General features: G+C 73.3%; 18 protein-coding genes. 5 read left to right on the forward strand and 13 right to left on the reverse strand.

From position 1 onward, the window contains the following. Window positions 1-67: 67 nt before the first annotated feature. The 3 genes from NMQ01_RS09750 to NMQ01_RS09760 form a co-directional block, all read right to left on the reverse strand. A complete protein-coding gene (locus tag NMQ01_RS09750) occupies window positions 68-640 on the reverse strand; it encodes a hypothetical protein (RefSeq protein WP_255183745.1) in 573 nt (190 codons plus the stop codon). 133 nt (window positions 641-773) lie between these two features. Further along, entirely contained in the window at window positions 774-2,033 is a 1,260-nt protein-coding gene (locus tag NMQ01_RS09755; protein WP_255183746.1) for an alkaline phosphatase family protein, read from the reverse strand. Window positions 2,034-2,044: 11 nt separating this feature from the next. Further along, window positions 2,045-3,676 (reverse strand): alkaline phosphatase, encoded by a 1,632-nt coding sequence (locus NMQ01_RS09760; RefSeq protein ID WP_255183747.1) that lies wholly within the window; start codon window positions 3,674-3,676, stop codon window positions 2,045-2,047. 163 nt (window positions 3,677-3,839) lie between these two features. Here NMQ01_RS09760 and NMQ01_RS09765 point away from each other — a divergent pair, with 163 nt between their 5' ends. After that, window positions 3,840-4,280: a type II toxin-antitoxin system PemK/MazF family toxin gene (locus NMQ01_RS09765; protein ID WP_369694808.1), complete on the forward strand. Its 441-nt coding sequence runs from the start codon at window positions 3,840-3,842 to the stop codon at window positions 4,278-4,280. A gap of 83 nt (window positions 4,281-4,363) precedes the next feature. Here NMQ01_RS09765 and rpsT read toward each other — a convergent pair whose 3' ends face one another. The 4 genes from rpsT to NMQ01_RS09785 all read right to left on the reverse strand — a co-directional run bounded on the left by rpsT (window position 4,364) and on the right by NMQ01_RS09785 (window position 8,950). Beyond that, entirely contained in the window at window positions 4,364-4,624 is a 261-nt protein-coding gene (gene rpsT, locus NMQ01_RS09770; protein ID WP_192910458.1) for a 30S ribosomal protein S20, read from the reverse strand. 144 nt (window positions 4,625-4,768) lie between these two features. Further along, on the reverse strand, window positions 4,769-5,734 hold the full coding sequence (holA, locus tag NMQ01_RS09775) for a DNA polymerase III subunit delta (RefSeq protein ID WP_255183748.1): 966 nt from the start codon (window positions 5,732-5,734) through the stop codon (window positions 4,769-4,771). Continuing rightward, window positions 5,731-6,705, reverse strand: a complete 975-nt coding sequence (locus tag NMQ01_RS09780) for an aldo/keto reductase (protein WP_255183749.1) — start codon at window positions 6,703-6,705, stop codon at window positions 5,731-5,733. Before NMQ01_RS09780 ends, holA begins: the two co-directional genes overlap by 4 nt. Before the next feature lie 10 nt (window positions 6,706-6,715). Beyond that, the gene (locus NMQ01_RS09785) at window positions 6,716-8,950 is read right to left on the reverse strand and encodes an ATP-dependent DNA helicase (protein ID WP_255183750.1); all 2,235 of its coding nucleotides are present in this window, start codon (window positions 8,948-8,950) and stop codon (window positions 6,716-6,718) included. A 357-nt stretch (window positions 8,951-9,307) separates the two neighbouring features. On the opposite strand from NMQ01_RS09785, the gene NMQ01_RS09790 reads away from it, so the two are divergent. The 3 genes from NMQ01_RS09790 to NMQ01_RS09800 are packed head-to-tail and all read left to right on the forward strand — an operon-like array spanning window position 9,308 to window position 13,229. After that, entirely contained in the window at window positions 9,308-11,338 is a 2,031-nt protein-coding gene (locus tag NMQ01_RS09790) for an MMPL family transporter (RefSeq protein WP_255183751.1), read from the forward strand. Continuing rightward, complete coding sequence (locus NMQ01_RS09795; RefSeq protein ID WP_255183752.1) at window positions 11,335-12,552, forward strand: sensor histidine kinase; 1,218 nt, start codon at window positions 11,335-11,337, stop codon at window positions 12,550-12,552. The genes NMQ01_RS09790 and NMQ01_RS09795 overlap by 4 nt, the downstream gene beginning before the upstream one ends. Next, on the forward strand, window positions 12,549-13,229 hold the full coding sequence (locus NMQ01_RS09800) for a response regulator transcription factor (protein WP_255183753.1): 681 nt from the start codon (window positions 12,549-12,551) through the stop codon (window positions 13,227-13,229). The genes NMQ01_RS09795 and NMQ01_RS09800 overlap by 4 nt, the downstream gene beginning before the upstream one ends. On the opposite strand, the gene NMQ01_RS09805 is transcribed toward NMQ01_RS09800, so the two are convergent. The 6 genes from NMQ01_RS09805 to NMQ01_RS09830 are packed head-to-tail and all read right to left on the reverse strand — an operon-like array spanning window position 13,226 to window position 18,629. Beyond that, a complete protein-coding gene (locus NMQ01_RS09805; protein WP_255183754.1) occupies window positions 13,226-13,930 on the reverse strand; it encodes a response regulator transcription factor in 705 nt (234 codons plus the stop codon). The genes NMQ01_RS09800 and NMQ01_RS09805 overlap by 4 nt on opposite strands. Continuing rightward, window positions 13,927-15,390: a cell wall metabolism sensor histidine kinase WalK gene (locus tag NMQ01_RS09810; RefSeq protein WP_255183755.1), complete on the reverse strand. Its 1,464-nt coding sequence runs from the start codon at window positions 15,388-15,390 to the stop codon at window positions 13,927-13,929. The genes NMQ01_RS09805 and NMQ01_RS09810 overlap by 4 nt, the downstream gene beginning before the upstream one ends. Further along, a complete protein-coding gene (locus NMQ01_RS09815; protein WP_255183756.1) occupies window positions 15,390-15,806 on the reverse strand; it encodes a hypothetical protein in 417 nt (138 codons plus the stop codon). Before NMQ01_RS09815 ends, NMQ01_RS09810 begins: the two co-directional genes overlap by 1 nt. A 9-nt stretch (window positions 15,807-15,815) precedes the next feature. Continuing rightward, window positions 15,816-17,168 carry a uracil-xanthine permease family protein gene (locus NMQ01_RS09820; protein ID WP_255183757.1) on the reverse strand — a complete coding sequence of 451 codons (1,353 nt, stop codon included), beginning with the start codon at window positions 17,166-17,168 and terminating at the stop codon, window positions 15,816-15,818. Further along, a complete protein-coding gene (locus tag NMQ01_RS09825) occupies window positions 17,155-17,655 on the reverse strand; it encodes a hypothetical protein (RefSeq protein ID WP_255183758.1) in 501 nt (166 codons plus the stop codon). Before NMQ01_RS09825 ends, NMQ01_RS09820 begins: the two co-directional genes overlap by 14 nt. Continuing rightward, the gene (locus NMQ01_RS09830) at window positions 17,652-18,629 is read right to left on the reverse strand and encodes a GNAT family N-acetyltransferase (protein WP_255183759.1); all 978 of its coding nucleotides are present in this window, start codon (window positions 18,627-18,629) and stop codon (window positions 17,652-17,654) included. The genes NMQ01_RS09825 and NMQ01_RS09830 overlap by 4 nt, the downstream gene beginning before the upstream one ends. Before the next feature lie 46 nt (window positions 18,630-18,675). On the opposite strand from NMQ01_RS09830, the gene NMQ01_RS09835 reads away from it, so the two are divergent. Next, window positions 18,676-21,261, forward strand: coding sequence for an RNA helicase (locus NMQ01_RS09835; protein ID WP_255183760.1), 2,586 nt, complete (start codon window positions 18,676-18,678; stop codon window positions 21,259-21,261). Window positions 21,262-21,269 lie beyond the last annotated feature (8 nt).

A 21,269-nucleotide genomic window follows, 5' to 3' on the forward strand; every position in this document is an offset into this window, starting at 1 on the left:
GCGGACCTCGGGGTGCGTGGGAGCGGGTGGACGTCCGCCCATCATCCCACGCCCCCGAGGCGTCACGTCAGAGCCGGGCGCACTGGCCTTCCTTGTCGCCCGAGACGCGGTTGCCCCAGCCCTTCGGGGCGGGGGTGTTGCTCTTGCACTGCAGGTTGCCGTGGACCCGGTTGTCGTAGACGTACTTCGTGCCCGCCGGGTTGGAGAAGAGCTGGATGTCGCCGTCGGTGCGCGAGCGGATGACGTTCTGCGCGTAGCCGCGGTTGCCCTCGAGCTGGATGTTGCCGTCGACGAAGGCATTGCGCAGGTGGTGGCTGGCCCCGTCCTCGAGCTGGATGTCACCGTCGACCCAGCCGTAGGTGAAGCGCACGTAGGCGTGACCCTGGGACTGGATGTTGCCGTCGACGCTCGAGTGGTAGGAGCGCAGGGTGGCGCCCCGGGCGATCTTGATATTGCCCTTGACGTCGAGGCTGTTGACCCGGCAGCTCGCGCCGCTCGGGACGACGAGGTCGCCGCTGATCGTCTGCTTCGAGATGGTGCCGCGGCAGGTGCGGTCGTCGGCCGAGGCGGGGGCCGCGGTGGCGACGACCCCTCCGGCGGCGACGGCGAGGACGGCGGTGGCGGTGGCGAGGCGGTTCATGGTGGCTCTCCCTGTGACGGCTCGGTGCCCTGTGCCCGAGCGACGCACGTCACGCTAGGAAGCCCCCATGAGCCGTGCGTGAAGGCTCCATGAGAAGTCCTTCACCCACGGCCCACGGGGTCGGGGCGGCCTGTCAGAGCCGGCTGACCCCGTCGTAGCCACCCGGCAGCGAGGGCAGGCCGAAGATCGCGCCGACGGTCGGCGCGACGTCGAGCGTGTGGGCGGTCGCGGTGCGCGTGCCCGGCCGGACGAGCGGGGAGCCACCGCCGATGACGAAGGGGATGGGAGCCGTCGTCGGGTGTCCGTGGTTCCCGGGGATCGGGTTGTCGAAGATCGTCGGGTCCGAGAAGCGCCAGCCCTGCTTGCAGTAGACGACGAGGTCGCCGGCGTTGGCGCCCAGACGCAGCTCGGCCGGCGTGTGCACCGACAGCACCCCCGCCTGCCGCTCGACGAGCGTGCGCAGCCGCTGCAGGCCGGCGGCCCGCTCCCCCGCGGGGCCGGTCCAGTAGAGGCAGTCGGCGCCACCGTTCTGCGCGATCTCCACCTTGCCGCGCAGCGTGGTGTCCCACCAGATGGGGGCGCCCAGCGAGATGACCTTCCACGCCATCGACCAGTCCATCGAGTGGTCCGCGAGGTGGATGATGACCGAACGCTCCCACGCCCCCTTCGCCTTGAGGTGCTCGACGAAGTCGCCGACGAGACGGTCGGTGTTGGCCAGGGCGGCATAGCGCATCGCGGGCAGGCTGATCGTGCCCCCGAGGTCGGCGTGACCGACCCGGTCGATGTCGCCGAAGTTGACGAAGACGAGGTGCGGGTCGGCCTCGTCGACCATCTTGACCAGCGCGTCGTAGGTGTAGCCGTCGGGCGCGTGGTCGGTGATCGGCATGAGCGGCTTGGGCTCCCACCGATAGGTCGCGCGGTCGCCGAAGACCCCGTAGAGGTAGTCCTTCGACAGCACGGTGCCGGTCGTCAGGCCGCGGGCGTTGAGCCGCTCGACGAGGGTCGCGACCTTGATGTCGCTCGGCTGGTCCATGTCGCGGACCTCGCCGAGGCCACGGTCGTAGATCTTGTTGGCCGGCACGCCGCTGCGGTCGGGCCGCACGCCGGTCATCATCATCACGTGGTTGGGGATCGTCTCCATGACCGGCAGGGACCGGGCGTTGGGGTACCAGGTGCCCCCGGTGCGCAGGGCGTGGAGGTGCGGGGTGCACTCGGGCGTGATCTCGTCCGGGCGCAGCCCGTCGGTGACCAGGACGTAGACGCGAGGCTGCTCCCCCTTCGACGCGGCCGAGGCCCAGGGGGCCCCGAGCGCGCCGGAGATGGCGACGGTCGCACCGCTGGCGGCGGCGAAGCGCAGGAGGGTGCGGCGGGAGGGGTGGGACGGGGTGGTCATGGTCTCTCCGGTCAGGTGGCGGGGTACCAGACGCGGCGGGCGCGCTGGGTGCCGGGCAGGGTCTCGAAGCCGGCGCTCCACCGGACCGGCGAGGCCGGGTCGGTGCGGTCGGCGAGGGCGTACCAGTCCATCTGGGCCCGGCTCGGGGTCAGGGTGAGGACGCTGAAGCCGTGGCGGTCGAAGTCGAGGTAGCGCACGTGCGGGTTGGCGGTGCGGATCGCGGCCTCGACGGTTAGCGAGACCGTGCGGGGCGCGACCTGGAGGATGTCGTCGAGGTTGTCGGAGGTGACCGACGTGCCGACGAACTCGACCGCGACGCTCGGGCTGAAGGGGTAGGTGCCGACATTCTTCGGCAGGTCGCAGGCCCACGCGGAGTGGATGTCGCCGGTGATGAAGACGGTGTTGGGGATCGCGTGGTCGGCGAGGTGGTCGATGAGCTCGCGGCGGTCGGCGGTGTAGCCGTCCCACTGGTCGACGTTGTAGGGGATGCCCTCCGGCGGGACGAGCCCGCCCATGTCGTTGAGCGCCTGCCCGACCTCGGCGTCGACGGCGCCGAAGGTCACCGGCGAGATCATCACCGGGTTGCCGACGAGCTTCCACGTCGCGCTCGAGCCGCTCAGCGACTCCTTGAGCCAGCCCATCTGCGCGTCGCCGGCGATGGTGCGGTCGGGCGAGCCCACCTGGCCGAGGGCGGCGTAGGAGGCCTGCTCGCTGCGATAGCTGCGCAGGTCCAGCATGCGCAGGTCGGCGAGCGTGCCGAAGGACAGCTCCCGGTAGACCTGGTTGCCGTCGCCGAGGGTCGCGGTGCCGGACAACCGGATCGGCATCCACTCGTCGTAGGCGCGCCGCGAGGCGGCCGCGCGGTCGGCCCAGGCGCCCTCGGTCTCCGGCTGGTGGTTCTCCGCGCCGTCGATCCACGCGTCGTTGGCGCTCTCGTGGTCGTCCCACGTGGTGATCCACGGGGCGACCGCGTGCAACGCCTGCAGGTCGGGGTCGGTCTTGTAGTGACCGTGCCGCACCCGGTAGTCGGCGAGGGTGACGATCTCGTGCGTCGGCTGCGTCGTGCGGACGACCGTCTCGCCCGCCCCGTACTCACCGGTCGGGTACTCGTAGAGGTAGTCGCCCATGTGGAGCACGGCGTCGAGGTCGCCTCGTGCGGCGAGGTGGCGGTAGGCGGAGAACCATCCGGCCTCCCAGTTGGAGCAGGAGACGACGCCCAGCCGCAGTCGGCTCGGGGTGCTCGACGGCGCGGGCGCCGTGCGGGTCCAGCCCGTCGGCGAGGTGGCTCCCCCGCTGCGGAAGCGGTAGGCGTAGCGCGTGCCCGGCGTCAGCCCGCTCGCGTCCACCTTGACGGTGTGGTCGCGCTCGGTGCCGGTGGCGATCTGCCCCCGACGCACGATCCGGGTGAAGTCGTCGTCGGTCGCGACCTCCCACGTGACCTTGACCCGGGGGCCCCGGCCGGAGCCGGGCACGGCGTCGGCCGTCGGCGTCACGCGGGTCCACAGGACGACGGCGGTGGGCAGCGGGTCTCCGGAGGCGACGCCGTGGAGGAATCCGGTGGTCGGTGCGGCGTGCGCCGCCGACAGGGCGAAGGGGGTGACGGTCGCGGTGGCGGCGACGGCCCCGACGGCGGCCCCGCGCACGACGTCACGTCGGGCGGGTCCGGGCAGGGGGGTATGAGGTGTGGCGTCCGAGGGCATGGCGCAGAGCCTGTCGGCGGTGGGTGTACGGCGGGTGACCTCGCGGGTAACTTCCTCGCCGGTCAGTTCGTGAGGCTGCTCACGCGGGAGCGCTAGCGTGGCCGGCATGAGCGACTACCCCGGCGACTTCACGGGTGTGCCGACGATGCAGTGGGCCCCGACCCCCGAGGACCCGACGCCCTCCCCCGGCGAGGTCGTCTGGGCCTGGGTGCCCTACGAGGAGGACCACACCCAGGGCAAGGACCGACCGGTCCTGCTCGTGGGTCGCGACGGCGACTGGCTGCTCGGCCTGCAGCTGACGAGCCACGACCACGACCTCGACGCCGAGCAGGAGGCTGCGGCCGGGCGGCGCTGGATCGACGTCGGCTCCGGCGCGTGGGACGGGCGCGGCCGGCGCAGCGAGGCGCGGGTCAACCGTGTGCTGCGCCTGGACCCCGCCGCGGTGCGCCGGGAGGGCGCGGTCCTCGACGAGCGGGTCTTCGACGCCGTCGTCGAGGCGGTGCGGGCGGTCGCGTCCGGCCGCGACTACGACGACGACCCCGTGTGACCGCCCGTCCTCGACGACGTGCGGACACGGCGAAGGGGGCCGGTCACCTCGCGGTGACCGGCCCCCTTCGACAGGTTGTCAGCTCAGAGCGAGTTGACGCGCTTGGCCAGGGCCGACTTCTTGTTGGCGGCCTGGTTGGCGTGGATGACACCCTTGCTCACGGCCTTGTCGAGCTTCTTGCCGGCGGTGACGAGGGCAGCCTGGGCAGCCTCGGCGTCGCCGGCGTCGGCGGCCGTGCGGACCTTGCGGATCCACGTGCGCAGCTCGGACTTGTAGGCGCGGTTGCGCTCGGTCCGGGCGGCGTTCGTCTTGACGCGCTTGATCTGGGACTTGATGTTTGCCACGAGAGTTCTTTCTGGTTCGGTCGAAGGTTGCCGTTAGAGGGCGGCAAGACGTCTCGGGACCGGCGTGGGGACACCGTGGGAGAGACGCCCTGGGTCGTGCTGTCGTGCGCGCACGACCATGCGCGCACGCAAGCGACAAATCTATCAGCGGCTCCGGTCGCGGCCAAACTCGCGGGTGATCGTCAGGATCGCCTTCTCGACGGCGTAGACGGGGTCGCGTCCGCCGCCCTTGACCTCGAAGTCGGCGGCCGCGACGGCCTGGATGCTGCGGCCCAGCCCGGCACCGGTCCAGCCCTGCAGCGATCGGCGTGCCTTGTCGACCTGCCAGGGCGCCATGCCGAGGTCGCGAGCGAGGTCGGCGCTGCGGCCACGGCCCGCTCCCCCGACCTTGGCGAGCTGACGCAGCTGCTGGGCGAGGACGGCGACGATCGGCACCGGGTCGACGCCGACGTTGACCGCATGGCGCAGCAGCCGCAGCGCCTCGCCGGTCTGCCCGGCGACCGCGGCATCGGCGACCTTGAACCCCGTCGCCTCGACCCGACCCCCGTGGTAGCGCTCGACGACATCGGCGTCGATCGTGCCGGTCGTGTCGTCGACGAGCTGCTGGCAGGCGGAGGCGAGCTCGCGCACGTCCTTGCCGACCGCCTCGACGAGCGCCTGGACGGCCTCGCTCGTCGCCTTGCGACGGCTGCGGCGGAACTCGTTGGTCACGAAGTCGGCCTTGTCGCGGTCGCTCTTGATCGCCGGGGCCTCGAGCACGAGCGCCTTGGCCTTCTTGAGCGTGTCGAGTACCTTCTTGCCCTTGTTGCCCGAGGCATGGGTGACGACGAGGGTCACCGAGTCCTCGGGGTCGGCGAGGTAGGCGAGCAGGTCGACCTGCAGCGCGTCGGGCGCCTGGTGCAGGTCGCGCACGACGATGAGCTTGTCCTCGCCGAAGAGCGAGGGGCTGGCCTGGACGGTGAGCGCGCCCTCCTCGTAGCCCTCGGCCCGCAGGGTGACGACCTCGAGCTCGGGCGAGGTCACCCGCACGTCGGCGATGACCTGCTCGACGGCGCGGTCCGCCAGGACGGTCTCGGGTCCCTGGACGAGGACGAAGGGGGGCGTGCTCAAAACAGCGCCACCCGCGGCACCGTCGGGAAGATCTCGTCGAGCTCGGCCTCGTCGTCGGGGGTCGGCACCCAGGAGACGGCCGCGGCATTCGCTGCGATCTGCTCGGGGCGGGTCGCACCGGCGATGACGCTCGTGACGGCCGGGCGCGAGGCGAGCCACGAGAAGGCGACCTCGAGCTCGGTGAGGTCGCGGGCCCGGGCGTAGTCGCCGAAGGCACGCAGCTGGTCGAGGTCGGCCTCCTCGAGCAGGTACTGGCGCGAGTGGGTCAGCCGGCTGCCCTCGGGCGCTGAGCCCGACGAGTACTTGCCGGTGAGCAGCCCGCTGGCGAGCGGGAAGTAGGGCAGCACACCGAGCCCGAAGTGCTCGGCCGCCGGGGTCACCTCGAGCTCGGCCCGGCGATCGAGGAGGTTGTAGTGGCTCTGGCTCGAGATGAAGCGCGCTCCCCCGCGGGCGCGCGCGGTGTGCTCGGCGTCGGCGATCTGCCAGCCGGCGAGGTTGGAGTGGCCGATGTAGCGCACCTTGCCCGCGCGCACGAGGTCGTCGAGCGCGTCGAGCGTCTCCTCGACGGGGGTCAGCGGGTCGGGCGTGTGCAGCTGGTAGAGGTCGATGCGGTCCGTGCCGAGCCGACGAAGGGAGGCCTCGACCGCGGTCGTGATGTAGCGCCGCGACCCGCGGGCACCGAAGTCGGGGCCGTTGGCCCCGCGCACGTCCATGCCGAACTTCGTCGCGACGACGACCTCGTCGCGGCGGCTGCCCAGGGCCCGGCCGAGCATGGTCTCGGAGAGGCCGGGCTCGGCGCCGTAGGTGTCGGCGACGTCGAAGAGGGTGATGCCCGCATCGAGCGCGGCGTGCACGACCGCGTCCGACCCCTCCTGGGTCCGGCTGGCGGTGCCCTCGCGGCCGAGGTTGTTGCACCCCAGCCCGACGGCGGAGACGGTGAGACCGGAGCGGCCGAGACGACGAAGTTCCATGGGCGACAGGCTAGCCGCGGGGTGGGACAGCCAGACCGAGCGTCTGGGCCCGGGCGGCGACGGCGTCCTCGTCGCGGTCGAGGGACTCGGCGAGCTCGGTGAGCGGCAGCCCGAGGTCGACCCCGTCGCGCAGCTCGTCGTCGTCCTGGGCGGACCAGCCCTCGCCACGGACGACGGCCGTGCGCGCCCCGTCGGCCGGACCGGGGTCGGCGACCGGCGCGCTCGCCTGGCCGGTCATGCCGCGCCGGCCGGGCTCGGCGACCGGCTGCGGCGGGGGCGCGATCTGGTCAAGCCGGCGCAGCGCACCGAGCACGAGATCGCGGTCGGTCGTCGGCCAGAAGGGCGGCAGCGAGCGCTGGAGGAAGCCCGCGTAGCGCGCCTTGATCATCCGGTGGTCGAGGAAGGCGACGACGCCCCGGTCGTCCCCGCGGCGGATCAGCCGCCCGGCGCCCTGGGCCAGGCGGAGCGCCGCGTGGGTGGCGGAGACGGCCATGAAGCCGTTGCCCCCGCGCCGGGCGATCTCCTGGGTGCGCGCCGAGGAGAGCGGGTCGTCGGGTCGCGGGAAGGGGATGCGGTCGATGAGCACGAGCTGACAGCTGCTGCCGGGGACGTCGACGCCCTGCCACAGCGTGAGCGTGCCGAAGAGGATCGTGCGCGGGTCGCGGGCGAAGTCGCGCACGAGGGTGCCGATCATGTCCTCGCCCTGGCACAGCACCGGGAAGTCGTCGCCGAGCCGCTCGCGCATCGCCTCGGTCGCCTCCTTGGCCGCGCGCATCGACGAGAAGAGCCCAAGCGTGCGGCCACCGGCGGCCCTCACGAGGGCCTCGATCTCGTCGAGGGTCTGCGGGGCCAGCCCGTCGCGCCCCGGCGCCGGCAGGTGCTCGGCCACGTAGGCGATGCCCTGCTGGGCGTAGTCGAAGGGGGACCCGACGTCCAGGCCGGTCCACTCGGGTGCTCCCGGCCCACGCAGCCCGAGCGTGCCGGCGACGGCGTCGAAGGTGCCGCCGAGCTCGAGGGTCGCCGAGGTGAGCACGACCGTGCGGTCCCGCACCGCCTCGTCGTCGTCACTGGCGCCGGTGCCGAAGATCCGCTCCCGCATGCGCATCGCGACGCTCATCGGCGCCACGCGCAGCAGCGGGCCGCGGCGCAGGTCGCGGCTGACCCAGATGACGTCGAGCTCGTGCTCCTCGAGCATCCGGGCGGCGGTGTCGTGCACCTCCTCGACGGCGACGAGGGCGACCTGACGGGTGCCGTCGACCTGCTCCCCCTTCGGCGGCTTCATCTCCGTCAGGAGCGAGCGGGCGACGTCGCGGCAGCGGCCGAGCACGGCCGCGAGCGCGTCGGGGATGCCCGTGGCCAGGCGCCCCTCCGGTGCCTCCTCGAGCACGGCCTCGAGATCGGACCCGAGGTCGTCGAGGACCTCGGCCGAGTCGGCGAACTTGCGCGACCGCTTCGCCGCGGCCCGCAACCCGCCGGGCGCGAGCTCGTCGGTGACCGTCGAGATCACCCGGTCGACGAGCTCGTGGGCCTCGTCGACGACGAGCACGTCGTGATCGGGCAGCATCGGGCGCCCCTCGAAGGCGTCGATCGCCATGAAGGAGTGGTTGGTGACGATGACGTCGACGTCCTTGGCCGCCTCGCGCGAGCTCTCGACGAAGCACTCGGCGACCATCGGGCACTTCGAGCCGAGGCACTCCTGCGCCGAGACCGACACCTGGCGCCAGGCCTTCTCCGAGACGCCGGGGACGAGCTCGTCGCGGTCACCCGACTCGGTCTCGTCGGCCCACTCGCGGACCCGGACGACCTCCTTGCCGAGCCAGCCGGCCTGCGCGTCGGCCTCGCCGACGTCGAAGAGGCCGTCCTCGTCGTCGGGGAAGCCGCCCTCGATCTTGTGCTTGCACACGTAGTTGCGCCGGCCCTTGACGATCGCGTAGGTCGGACGCCGCTTCAGGTGGGGCGTCAGGGCGTCGGCCAGGCGCGGCATGTCGCGGTCGACGATCTGGCCCTGCAGCGCGAGGGTCGCGGTCGCGACGACCGCCGGCTTTCCCACCCGCTGCGCGTGCTCGACCGCCGGCACGAGGTAGGCGAGCGACTTGCCGGTGCCGGTGCCGGCCTGCACGAGCAGGTGCTTCTCGGAGTCGATGGCACGCGCGACGGCGAGTGCCATCTCGACCTGCCCGGGCCTGGTCGAGCCACCCACTCCCCCGACGGCAGCGGCGAGCAGGGACTCCACGGACGACGACACCGCTCCACCCTATGCGCCCCCACCGACGATCACGGCGGGCCATCCACAGCTCGTGTCCGGCGTTGCCTCCCGCTCCCGGCGCTCCCGACGAAGGAGGCTGGCGCTCGCCCCCGCTCCCGGCACGGAAGGCCGGCGCGCTGCCGAAGTCCTTCCTTGTCGTGTGGGTGCGTTGTCGTCTTCGACTTCGGCTTGATGCTGCGCCGACCTCCCCTGCCGTCCGCTCCGTGTGCGTCGTGGCATCCACCGAAAGGTTGATCGCAGGACCAACCTCGTGCGCGATGTGGCGGGACCCCCTTCGCCGGTGAACTGGATGGCATGTCGACCTCCCTGCGTCCAGCGCCATCCCAGCCTTCTCCCGTGTCCACCCGTGCTCCCTTCGTCCAGCGCATCCTCGGCCGGCGGGGGGCGTCACTCGTGCTCGTCCTCGCCGTGCTCGTCGTGGGGCTGGCGTCGGCGCTGTTGGGGTCCGCGGAGGCGCCGCCGCGGGGCGATGCCTATCCGGCGTCGGCGGAGTCGGCGGTCGTGGCGGAGCAGCTTGAGGGCTTCCCCGGCAGCGACACGGCTCCGGTCCTGCTCGTCGCGACGAAGGGGGGCGACGCCCGCCTGACGAGCGCCGACGAGCGCGCCCTCGGCAAGCTGGCGGCCGACCTCGGCGCCGGCAGGGCGCGCCCGCAGGTGAGCGAGGACGGGATGGCCGCGACGGTCACCGTGCCCGTCGAGGTGAGCGAGGACAGCGCCACCCAGGTCGCGACCATCGAGGACCTGCGCGCCGAGGTGGCCGACCACGCACCGGCCGAGCTCGACGTGCAGGTGACCGGCGGCCCGGCCTTCGGCGCCGACATCGCCTCGGCCTTCGACGGCGCCGACTTCACCCTCCTCGCGGTGACCATCGGGGTCGTCGCGCTGCTGCTCCTGCTCACCTACCGCTCCCCCGTCCTGTGGCTCGTCCCGCTCACCGTCGTCGGCATCGCCGACCAGGTGGCCGGGCGGGTGACCGCTGCCGTCGGGGAGGCGAGCGGCCTCCCCTTCGACGCAGGCATCGTCTCCGTCCTCGTCTTCGGCGCGGGGGCCAACTACGCCCTCCTGCTCATCTCGCGCTACCGCGAGGAGCTGCACGAGCACGACGACCACCGCGTCGCGCTGCGCGCCGCGTGGCGGGCCACCGTGTCGGCCATCGTCGCGAGCAATGCGACCGTCGTGCTCGCCCTGGCAACCCTCCTGCTCGCCGCCGTCCCGGGCACCCGCGGGCTCGGGCTGGCCTCCGCCGTCGGCCTCGTCATCGCCCTCGCCGCGGGCGTCCTCGTGCTGCCCGCGGCACTCGCGCTCGTCGGCCGACAGGTCTTCTGGCCCTTCGTCCCCCGCCCCGGCGACGACCTGTCGCACGAGGGCATCTGGGCGCGCGTCGCCCGCAGCGTCGTGCGTCGCCCCGCGGTCTTCCTCGCCGGCGGTCTCGCCGTCCTCGTCGTCCTCGCCTCCGGCCTGCTCGGCGCCCGAGTCGGGCTGAGTCAGGCCGACTCCTTCCGCACCGCGTCGGAGTCCGCAGACGGTCTCGTGACGGTCGGTGAGCACTTCCCGGCCGGTTCCGCGGCTCCCTTCGTCATCACGACGAACGCGAGCCGGACGGACGCGGTGACCACCGCCGTCGAGTCCGTGCCGGGCGTGACCACCGTCGTGCCCTCCGGCACCGACGGGCAGGGCCTGGCCCGACTGACGGTCATCGGTGAGCCCGCGCCGGGCAGCCCGGCGAGCCTCGAGCTCGCGAGCGACCTGCGCACCGCGGCCCACGATGTCACCGGCGCCGACGCCCACGTCGGCGGTGCCTCGGCCGAGCTGCTCGACGCCCGCACGGCCGCCGACGCCGACCTGCGCACGGTCGTCCCGCTCGTGCTGCTCGTCAGCCTCGTCGTGCTCGTCGTCCTGCTCCGCGCCCTCGTCGGTCCGCTCGTCCTGCTGGCGCTCAACGCGCTGAGCGCGCTCGCCGCGCTCGGCCTGGGCGCGTGGCTCGACGAGCACCTGCTCGGCCACCCGGCGCTCGACGTGCAGGTCCCGCTCGTCGCCTTCCTCTTCCTCGTGGCGCTGGGCATCGACTACACGATCTTCCTCATGCACCGGGCGCGTGCCGAGGCCGCCGACCACGGCACCCGCGAGGGCGTCGCCCGGGCGGTCGCCCGCACCGGCGCGGTCATCACGAGCGCGGGTGTCGTGCTTGCCGCCGTCTTCGCGGCGCTGGGCGTGCTGCCGCTCGTCGTCCTCGGCCAGCTCGGCCTCGTCGTCGGCCTCGGGGTCCTGCTCGACACGCTCGTCGTGCGCACCCTCGTCGTGCCCGCCGCCACCGCCCTCCTCGGCGAGCGCTTCTGGTGGCCCGGGCGGGTAGCGTCGCGCCCGTGACGAGCAGCACGAGCGACCCCACGGGCACCGGCCGGTGGCTGCGGCTGGGCCAGCACGCCCTGCTCGCAGTGCTCGCCGCCCTCTGCGCGGTGCGTGCCGTCGCGGACGGCGCGCACCCGCTCGCCGAGATCGGGGCCCTGGCGCTCTTCGCCGGCTGGTACGCCGTCGGTCCCCGCCTGGCCCGGCTCGGCCGTGACGGCACCGGCTGGTTCGTCGGACTCGTCCTCCTCTGGGGCCTGCTCGTGCTCGTCTCCCCCGAGAACGTCTGGCTCGCCTTCCCCCTATGGCTCCTCGCCGGTCACGTGCTGCCGCTGCTGCCGGCCGTGGTCACCTCGCTGCTCGTCTTCGTCGTCGTCGCGCTCGAGCCGGTGCGGCAGAGCGGGCAGGCCTCCTTCGCGGCGATCATCGGGCCCTTCATCGGCATGGTCGTCGCCCTCGGCGTGGCCAAGGCGCAGCAGGCGCTCGTCCGCGACGGCATCGAGCGACAGCGGCTCATCGCCTCGCTCTACGCCGCGCAGGAGGAGAGCGCCGCCCTCACCGACGAGCTGGCCCGCGTGCAGCGCGCGCAGGGCGTGACGAGCGAGCGCACCCGGCTCTCCCGCGACATCCACGACGGCATCGCCCAGGGCTTCAGCTCGCTGCTCCTGCTCGCCCGCGCCGCCCGGGCCGAGAGCGACACCGACCGGCGGTCGCAGCTGCTCGAGCACATCGAGTCGGGCGCGGCCCAGGGCCTCGAGGAGTCGCGCCGCATCGTCGGGGCGCTCGCCCCGGCCGACCTCGACGAGGGCAGCCTGCCGGCGGCCGTGCGGCGGGTCGCCGAGCGCTTCGCCGACGAGACCGGCGTGGCCGCGACCGTCACCGCGTCGCCGACGCTGCCGGCGGTCCCGACGACCGTCGAGGTCGCCCTGCTGCGGCTGGTCCAGGGGGCCCTGGCCAATGTCCGGACCCACGCGGCCGCGCACACGGTCACCGTCAGCCTCGAGGAGGCCGGCACGACCGTGCGGGTCGACGTCGTCGACGACGGGGTCGGCTTCGACCCGCAGGGCTGGTGGGACCAGCCCTCCCCCACGAGCGGCGAAGGGGGATACGGCCTGCGCGCGACCCGCGCCCGGCTGCGTGAGCTCAGCGGCGGCCTGTCCGTCGAGTCGGCGCCCGGCGAGGGCACCGCCGTGTCGGGCTGGGTGGAGATCGGACGACCGGTGGAGGACGCATGAGCGAGACGAGCATCGGCACGACCGGCACGACGGGCACGACCGGCGGGGCCGGGAGCCCGGTGCGGGTGGTCGTCGTCGAGGACCACCCGGTGACCCGCATGGGCGTCGTCGCCCTGCTCGGGCAGGACCCCCGGATCACGGTCGTCGCCGACGTCGGCACCGGCGAGGAGGGCGTGGTCGCCGCTTCCCGCGAGCTGCCCGACGTCGTCGTCACCGACCTGCGCCTCGGCCCCGGTCTCGACGGCGTCGGGGTCACCGAGGCGGTGCGCGCCCGGCGACCCGCGCCGGCGGTGCTCGTGCTCACGACCTATGACACCGACCGTGACATCGTGCGGGCGGTCGAGGCGGGTGCTGCGGGCTACCTGCTCAAGGACGCCGACCCCGCCGTCATCACCGACGCCGTGGCCCGCGCTGCCAGCGGCCAGACGGTCCTGTCCCCCGACCTCGCCCAGCGGGTGGTCGCACGCATCTCCCGCCCGCAGGCCGACCTGTCCGCCCGCGAGGTCGAGATCCTCGGCCTCGTCGCGCAGGGCCTGTCCAACCGCGAGATCGCCCGCGCCCTCGTCATCTCGGAGGCGACGGTCAAGACGCACCTCGTGCACGTCTACACCAAGCTCGACGTCGACTCGCGCACCGCCGCCGTGGCGCGGGCGCGTGAGGACGGGCTGCTGCGCTAGTCGCGTGCCGCCGCGTCGCCGGCACCGCCCCGGGCCTCGGCCCGCAGCCGGTAGCCGACCCCACGGACGGTGGTGATCCGCTCGGCCCCGATCTTCGCCCGCAGCGAGCGGACGAAGACGTCGACGACATTGGACCCCGGGTCGAAGTCCATGTCCCACACCATGCCGAGCAGCTGCTCGCGGGAGAGCACCTGCTCGACGTGCTCGACGAAGGCCTCGAGCAGGGAGAACTCGCGGGCCGTCAGCTCCACCTCACGGCCGGCGACGCGCGCGGTGCGTCGGCGGACGTCGAGGCTGAGGTCGCCCGCGACGAGCGCCCCGTCGTCGGCCGGGGCCGCCCCGCCCTCGCGCAGCCGCAGCCGGACGCGGGCGAGCAGCTCGGCGAACTGGAAGGGCTTGGTCATGTAGTCGTTGGCCCCGCCCTCGAGACCCGCGACGGTGTCGTCGACCCCGTCTCGTGCCGTGAGGATGATGACGGGCAGGTCGACGTCGTCGCCGCGCAGCCGGCGCAGCACCTCGAAGCCGTCGAGCCCGGGCAGGCCGACGTCGAGCACGAGCAGGTCGAAGGCCCCGGTCGAGGCGAGCGCCCAGGCCTGCCGGCCGTCGCCGACGATCGTCGTGCGGTAGCCGCTGGCCCGCAGCCCCTTGTCGATGAAGCTGGCGATCTCGTCGTGGTCCTCGGCGATGAGGATGGCGCTCATGTCTGCTCCGGGTGGTCGTGGCTGGCAGGGGTGTGGGTGGGGAGCACGAGGGTGAAGACGGCACCCTCGCCGGGCGTGCCGCCGACGTCGACCCGCCCGCCGTGGCCCTCGGCGATGGCTCGGACGATCGACAGCCCGAGGCCGGCGCCGCTGTGGCGGCGTCCGTCCGGGGGCTCGCCGTGGGCGAAGCGCTCGAAGATGTGCTCCCGCTCGGCGACCGGCACGCCGGGCCCGGTGTCGGCCACGCTGATCGTCAGAGCGGGACCGAGATCGGGGTCGACGACGACGTCCGAGGAGAGGGTGATCGCGTCGCCGTCGGCGGTGTGCTGCACGGCGTTGTGCGCCAGCTGGAGCACGGCCTGGGTGACGCGCTGGGTGTCGAGCCGGGCCGTGCCCTCGGCGACGTGGGCGAGCCGCCAGCTGCGGTCGGCGAGCGCCGAGACCTTGGCCTCGAGCGAGATGGTCAGCGCCGGCAGGTCGACCTCCTCGCCGAGCCGCACGAAGTCCGGTCGGTCGGCCTTGGCCAGGGCGAGCAGGTCGGTGACGATCCGGCTCATCCGGTCCAGCTCCTGGGTGACGATGCGCATCGTCACCTCCCGCGACGCCGGGTCGTCGTCCATGAGCTCGAGGTGACCACGGATCACGGTGATCGGCGTGCGCAGCTCGTGGCCGGCGTCGTCGACGAAGCGCTGCTCCGCGCGGAAGGCCTCCTCGAGCCGGTCGAGCATGCGGTTGAAGGTCGCCGCCAGACCCGACACGTCGTCATCGCCCACGGTGATCCGTCGGGTGAGGTCGTGCTCGGTGATCTCGGCCGCCGCCTCCTGCACCTGCCGCACCGGCCGCAGGATCCGCCCGGCGACGAGCCACGAGATGACGCCCGCGAGGAGCAGGGTCCCGAGCGAGACGAGGGTGAGCATGCGCACCGTGCGGTCGGCCTCGGCCGTGCCCTCCCCCGTGAAGACGGCGACGAGCAGCATCGCGTCGTCGCCGCCCCGCACGTCGACGACGGTGCGGGCCCAGCGCATCTCGCCGGCGGGGGTGTCGAGGGTGCCCGACGTCCCCTGCTCGGCCGCGCGCAGCACGGCCGGGTCCCGGGTGAGGTCGTACTCGTCGACGTCCGGCGCCCCGGCGCCGTAGGACGTCGTCACGACGCCCGACTCCCCGACGTAGCCGACGATCACCTCGCCACTGCCCGGCCGCTGCCGGGAGAGGTAGACGGTGAGCAGCCGCTCCGCCGTCGTGAAGGGACGGGAGGTCTCGGGGTCGACGCCGGTGCGGGTGAAGGTGCGGAACTCCTCGATCTCCTGGGTCACGTCGGCGTTGGCCCGCTCCGTGACCGACACGTGCAGGCTCTCGCGCACGACGATGACGACCGACAGCAGACTGACGAAGAGCACGAGCACCATCCAGCCGACGATGGTGTCGCGGGCCAGCCGTGGACGGCCGCGCTCAGCCGCCATCAGTCATCGTCGTACTCGTCGTCGTCCGCGCCGTCGTCGTCACCGGCGTCATCATCGTCGTAGGTGGGCGCCGGCGCATCGGTGCGCGAGGTCCACGACGGCGTGGGGGTCCACGTGGGGCGCGTGCTCGCGCTGGTCGACGGCCGGGTGGTCGTGGTGGACGTGGGGTCGGAGGTCGAGCTGCTCGTCGGCGTGCTGGTCGAGGACGTGCTGGTCGGCCCCGTGCTGGTCGACGACGGGGTGGGCGTCGACGAGGTGCCGTCGGTCGTCAGCTGCAGCGGACGTTCCTCGACCGGCGGGGGGTCCGCCGGCGCCGCGGCCACGCGGAAGCCGAGCAGGACGAGCACCGGCACGGACAGCATGACCGCGAGGAGCATGCCGTCCCGGCCGAGCCTGCGGCGGGGTGCGGGAGTCATGCCTCGAGGTTACGAAGGGGGTGTGAGTCCCGGATGAGCGTCGGATGAAGAAGCCTTCATCAAGGGGTCGGGCACGGCGCGGGTCACGAGGTTGACCCCACGCATGACGTGGAAGCCGAGCAGCGCCGCGACGGTGCCCAGGGCGATGCCCGCGAACTGCAGGTCCCCGACCTTCCACGTGAAGTCGGCGATGCCGATGATCAGCGCCACGGCAGCGGTCATGAGGTTGATCGGGTTGCCGAAGTCGACCTTGGCCTCGACCCAGATCTTCGCCCCGAGCAGGCCGATCATGCCGTAGAGGACGACGCCCGCCCCGCCGAGGACCCCCGGGGGCACGGTGGCGATGGCCTCGCCGAACTTCGGCGAGAAGGACAGCAGCAGCGCGACGAGCGCGGCGACCCAGTAGGCGGCGGTCGAGTAGACGCGGGTGGCGGCCATGACGCCGATGTTCTCGGCGTAGGTCGTCGTGCCCGATCCACCGCCGGCTCCGGCCAGGGTCGTGGCGAGGCCGTCAGCGATGAGCGCCCTGCCCGTCAGCGGGTCGAGGTCCTCCCCCGTCATCGAGGCGACCGAGCGGATGTGCCCGACGTTCTCCGCCACGAGGACGAGGACGACCGGGATGAAGAGACCGGCGACCGCGAGCTCGAAGTGGGGCGCGTGGAAGTCCGGTGCCCCGAGCCAGTCGGCCTCGTGCATCCGGGCGAAGCTGACCTCGTCACGCAGCAGCGCGGTGGCGTAGCCGGCGGCGACACCGACGAGGATCGCGATGCGGGAGAAGAGCGTCCGCGTCGCGACGGTGACGAGCAGGATGACGACGACCGTCACGAGGGCGGTCACCGGGGACTTCATGAAGTTGACCTTGGCGCTCGGCGCGAGGTTGAGCCCGATGAGCGCGACGATGGCGCCGGTGACGACCGGCGGCATGAGCGCCCGCAGCCACCGGTCGCCGGCCATCTGGACGACGACTCCGATGAGCGCGAGCGCGAGGCCGGCCATGACGACGCCGCCGAGAGCGGTGGGCATGTCGTGGCTCTTCGACGCCGCGGCCAGCGGTGCGATGAAGGCGAAGGAGCTGCCGAGGTAGCTCGGCACCCGCCCCGCGGTGATGAGCAGGAAGAGCATCGTGCCGATGCCGCTGAAGAAGAGGGTCGTCGCCGGCGGCAGCCCGGTGATGAGGGGCACGAGAAAGGTCGCGCCGAACATCGCGACGACGTGCTGCGCGCCGAGACCGATCGTGCGGGGCCAGGACAGGCGCTCGCCGGGCCGCACGACCTCACCGGGCCGCACCTCGCGACCGTCACCGTGGACGGTCCAGCCGAGGCCGAAGGGGGCGGGGGGCCGGGTCGGGTCAGATGTCGTCACGAGGGGCGATCGTAGCCCTGCGCCGGGTCAGCCTGGTCCACAGCCACGGGGTGCGCGAGGGCGTCTTGACCTGCTCCCGCGGCGGCGGCCCCTCGTCGACGTCGTCGAAGAGCAGGACGTTGCCCCGGTAGGGCCCCGCGAGGGTCGACGGGTCGATGCTGCCCGCGGCCGCGCGGCGCAGGACCTCGGGTGCGTCGTCGGCGGCCAGGGCGTCGTGGAGCTGCACCTCGGTGCCGAGCATCGCCGCGAGCGTCTCGAGGCGGCGCGGCGAGGTCCGCGCGAGCCGGTCGCCCACGGCGAGGGTCCAGCTCCCGCCGACGCCGGGCAGGGGCGGGAGGATGACGGTGCGGGTCCCGGCCGCGGCGGCATCACCCGGGTCGGCAGCTCGTCCGTCGGTCAGCCCGAGGGCCTCGGCGACATCGGCCTGCGTCCGGTCGCGGACGGCCAGCCAGGCGCTGCCCGGGCCGAAGGGCTCGAGCCCGCTCACAGCGAGCGGGCCATGATGACGCCGTCACGGTCGTCGTCGGGGCCGACCCGCACGGCGCCGGGCACGCGCCCGACCTCGGTGTAGCCGTAGCGGGTGTAGAACTCGCCCAGCCCGGTCCCACCCCGGTAGTCGAGGGTGGCCACCTCGACGCCCGCGTCACGGGCCGCCCGGTGCAGGCCGGCCATGAGCAGGGCGCCGTGGTTGGTCCCCCGGCGGTCGGGGTCGGTCATGATCCGCTCGAGGTTGGCGGTGTGGGCGACGGTCGCCCCCGACGGGCGGGCGACGAAGCCGAAGCCGAGCAGGTCGCCGCCCGGGGAGTTGAGCGCCACGAGGGTGGCGGAGCCGCGCTCGAGACGCTCGGCGTAGCCGTCGAGGACGGCCGCGACCTCGTCCTCGCTCGCCCCGGGCAGGAAGCCGACCGCTCCCCCGGCGTCGTTGACCCGCACCCACATGCGCAGCATCGCCTCGCGCGCCCGCGCGGGGATGCGATCGGTGACGCGCACCCAGGGCAGCTCGAGGACGAGCCACTCGTCCTCCCCGGAGACGTGGTCGAGGTCGGGCGCGTGCTCCATGCCCGCGGACTCGGCGACGAAGCGGGTGCCGACGTCCTCCGGCGCGACCCGCAGCCGCAGCGGCAGCTCCGGCAGCCACTCGAGGGCGTACGCGACGACGAGCCGCAGCGCCCGGGAGGCCAGCTCGTCACCCCCTTCGCCGTCGACGACGCGGATCGTCACGCGGATGAAGTCGGTGTGCGCCCGCAGCCCGACGAAGCCGACGGCGCGGCCGGCGGGACCGCTGATGATCCACGTGCCGTAGCCGTGCTCCTCCCAGTGCTCGCGCCAGGCCCGCACGATCTCGGCGGGCCGGCCGGCGTCGGCCGGGAGCCCCATGAGCTCGGCGACGAGAGCGGCGTCGTCCTCGACGGGCGGGAGCAGGCTGAGGTCGTCTGAGGTGATGGTGCGAGGGGCGGTCACGGACCCCATGGTGACACCCCGTTCACCGCGCTGGGACGATGGGCAGATGACTGATCCGCTCTCCGTGCCCGTCGGCACCGACCCCGACGAGCTCTTCGAGCGCTTCCAGGCATGGACGGCCGATCGCGGCCTGACGCTCTACCCGCACCAGGAGGAGGCGCTGCTCGCGCTCCTCGGCGACGACCACGTCGTCCTCGCCACGCCCACCGGTTCCGGCAAGTCCCTCGTCGCGACCGGGGCCATCGCCCACGCGATGGCCAAGGACGAGGTCGCCTTCTACACCGCGCCGATCAAGGCCCTCGTCTCGGAGAAGTTCTTCGACCTCTGCGCGACCTTCGGCGCCGACAACGTCGGCATGCTCACCGGCGACGCGTCGGTCAACGCCGACGCCCCGGTCATCGTCTGCACCGCCGAGGTGCTCGCCAACCTCGCGCTGCGCGAGGGCCGCGAGGCCGACGTCGGCCTCGTCGTCATGGACGAGTTCCACTACTACGCCGAGCCGGAGCGCGGCTGGGCCTGGCAGGTCCCGCTGCTCGAGCTGCCGCAGGCGCAGATGCTCCTCATGTCGGCGACCCTCGGCGACACCAAGGCCATCGAGGAGGACCTCGCCGAGCGCACCGGGCGCGACGTCGTCGTCGTCAAGGACGCCGAGCGACCCGTGCCGCTGACCTTCCGCTGGGCCCTCACCCCGCTGCAGGAGACGATCGAGGAGATCCTCGAGTGGCGCCGCGCGCCGGTCTACGTCGTGCACCAGACCCAGGCCAATGCCGCCGAGCACGCCCGGCTCGTGCAGACGCTCAAGCTGCTCGACAAGGACGAGAAGGCGGCGATCGCCGACCGGCTCGCCGGATTCCGCTTCTCCGCCGGCTTCGGCCGCACCCTCGGCGGGATGCTGCGTCGTGGCGTCGGCGTGCACCACGCCGGCATGCTGCCGCGCTACCGGCGCCTGGTCGAGCAGCTCGCGCAGGAGGGCCTGCTCAAGGTCATCTGCGGCACCGACACCCTCGGCGTCGGCATCAACGTGCCGATCCGCACCGTCCTCTTCACCTCGCTGACGAAGTTCGACGGCTCGCGCCACCGCGTGCTGCGGGTGCGCGAGTTCCTCCAGATCGCCGGGCGGGCCGGCCGCGCCGGCTACGACACCGAGGGCTACGTCGTCGTCCAGGCCCCCGAGCACGTCATCGACAACCACCGCGCGCTGCTCAAGGCCGGCGACGACGAGAAGAAGCGCAAGAAGGTCCAGCGCAAGAAGCCCCCGGAGGGATTCGTCGTGTGGACCGAGGACACCTTCACCAAGCTGACGACCAATGCCCCCGAGACCCTCCGGTCGCGGATGAAGGTCGACAACTCGACGATCCTCAACGTCGTCGCCCGCCCCGGCGACCCGGTCACCGCGCTCTCCCGGCTCACGAGGGACAACCACGAGGACGCGAAGGGGAGGGCTCGCCTCGCCCGACGAGCGATCCGTCTGGGGCGCAGCCTCCTGGACTCCGGTGTGCTGGAGCGCCTCCCGGAGCCGGACGGGACGGGGCGGACCGTCGCGCTGACGCTCGACCTGCCCCCGGACTTCGCGCTCAACCAGCCGCTCGCCCCCTTCGCGCTGGCGGCGCTCGACCTGCTCGACCCCGACTCCCCCACGCACGCCCTCGACGTCGTCTCGACGATCGAGGCCGTGCTCGAGGCGCCGATGGCCGTCCTCGTCGCGCAGCAGCACGCCGCCCGCGGCGAGGCGATCGCCGAGATGAAGGCGGACGGCATCGAGTACGAGGAGCGGATGCGGCTGCTCGAGGAGATCACCTGGCCGCGCCCGCTCGCCGAGGAGCTGGCCGCGGCCTTCGAGACCTATCGGCAGAGCCACCCGTGGCTGCCTGAGGAGGCGCTCGTGCCGAAGTCGGTCGTGCGCCTCATGTGGGAGGAGGGGATGTCCTTCGCCGACTTCGTGCGCCGATTCACCCTCGCCCCGCGCGAGGGGCTCGTGCTGCGCTACCTCACCGATGCCTACCGCACGCTCACCCGCACCGTGCCGGAGGCGCACTCCTCCCCCGAGCTGCGCGAGATCGTCGAGTGGCTCGGCGAGACGGTGCGCCAGACCGACTCCTCGCTGCTCGACGAGTGGGAGGCCCTGGCCGACCCGGACGCCGCCGCGCGACTCGCCGAGGACCGCGAGGCGGCCCCGCCGCCGCGGCCGCTGTCGGCGCGCACCGGCCCCTTCCGCGCGATGGTGCGCGGCGCCCTGTGGCAGCGCGTCGAGCGCGCCGCCCGCGACGACCTGTCGGCCCTGGCCGCCATCGAGCAGGCCGCGGCCGAGCTCGCCGACGACGGGCGCGCGCCGGTCATGCGCTACGACGACTGGGACGTCGCGCTCGGTGACTACTGGGAGGAGCACGACCGGATCGGCACCGACCAGGACGCCCGCGGGCCCCAGCACCTGCACGTCGAGGAGGTGCGTGGCCCGGCGCCCGGACGTGACGACGGCGACGACGCCGCGGACGTGCGTCTGTGGGAGGTGCGCCAGACCCTCGCCGACCCCGAGGGCGACGGCGACTGGGTCGTCGAGGCCCTCGTCGACCTCGACGCCTCCGACCGGGTCGGCGAGGCGGTCGTGCTCGCCACGGCGCTGCGCCGGCTGTGACCGCGGGC

The sequence above is a fragment of the Janibacter sp. CX7 genome (assembly GCF_024362365.1).
In the GTDB taxonomy this organism is placed as follows: domain Bacteria; phylum Actinomycetota; class Actinomycetes; order Actinomycetales; family Dermatophilaceae; genus Janibacter.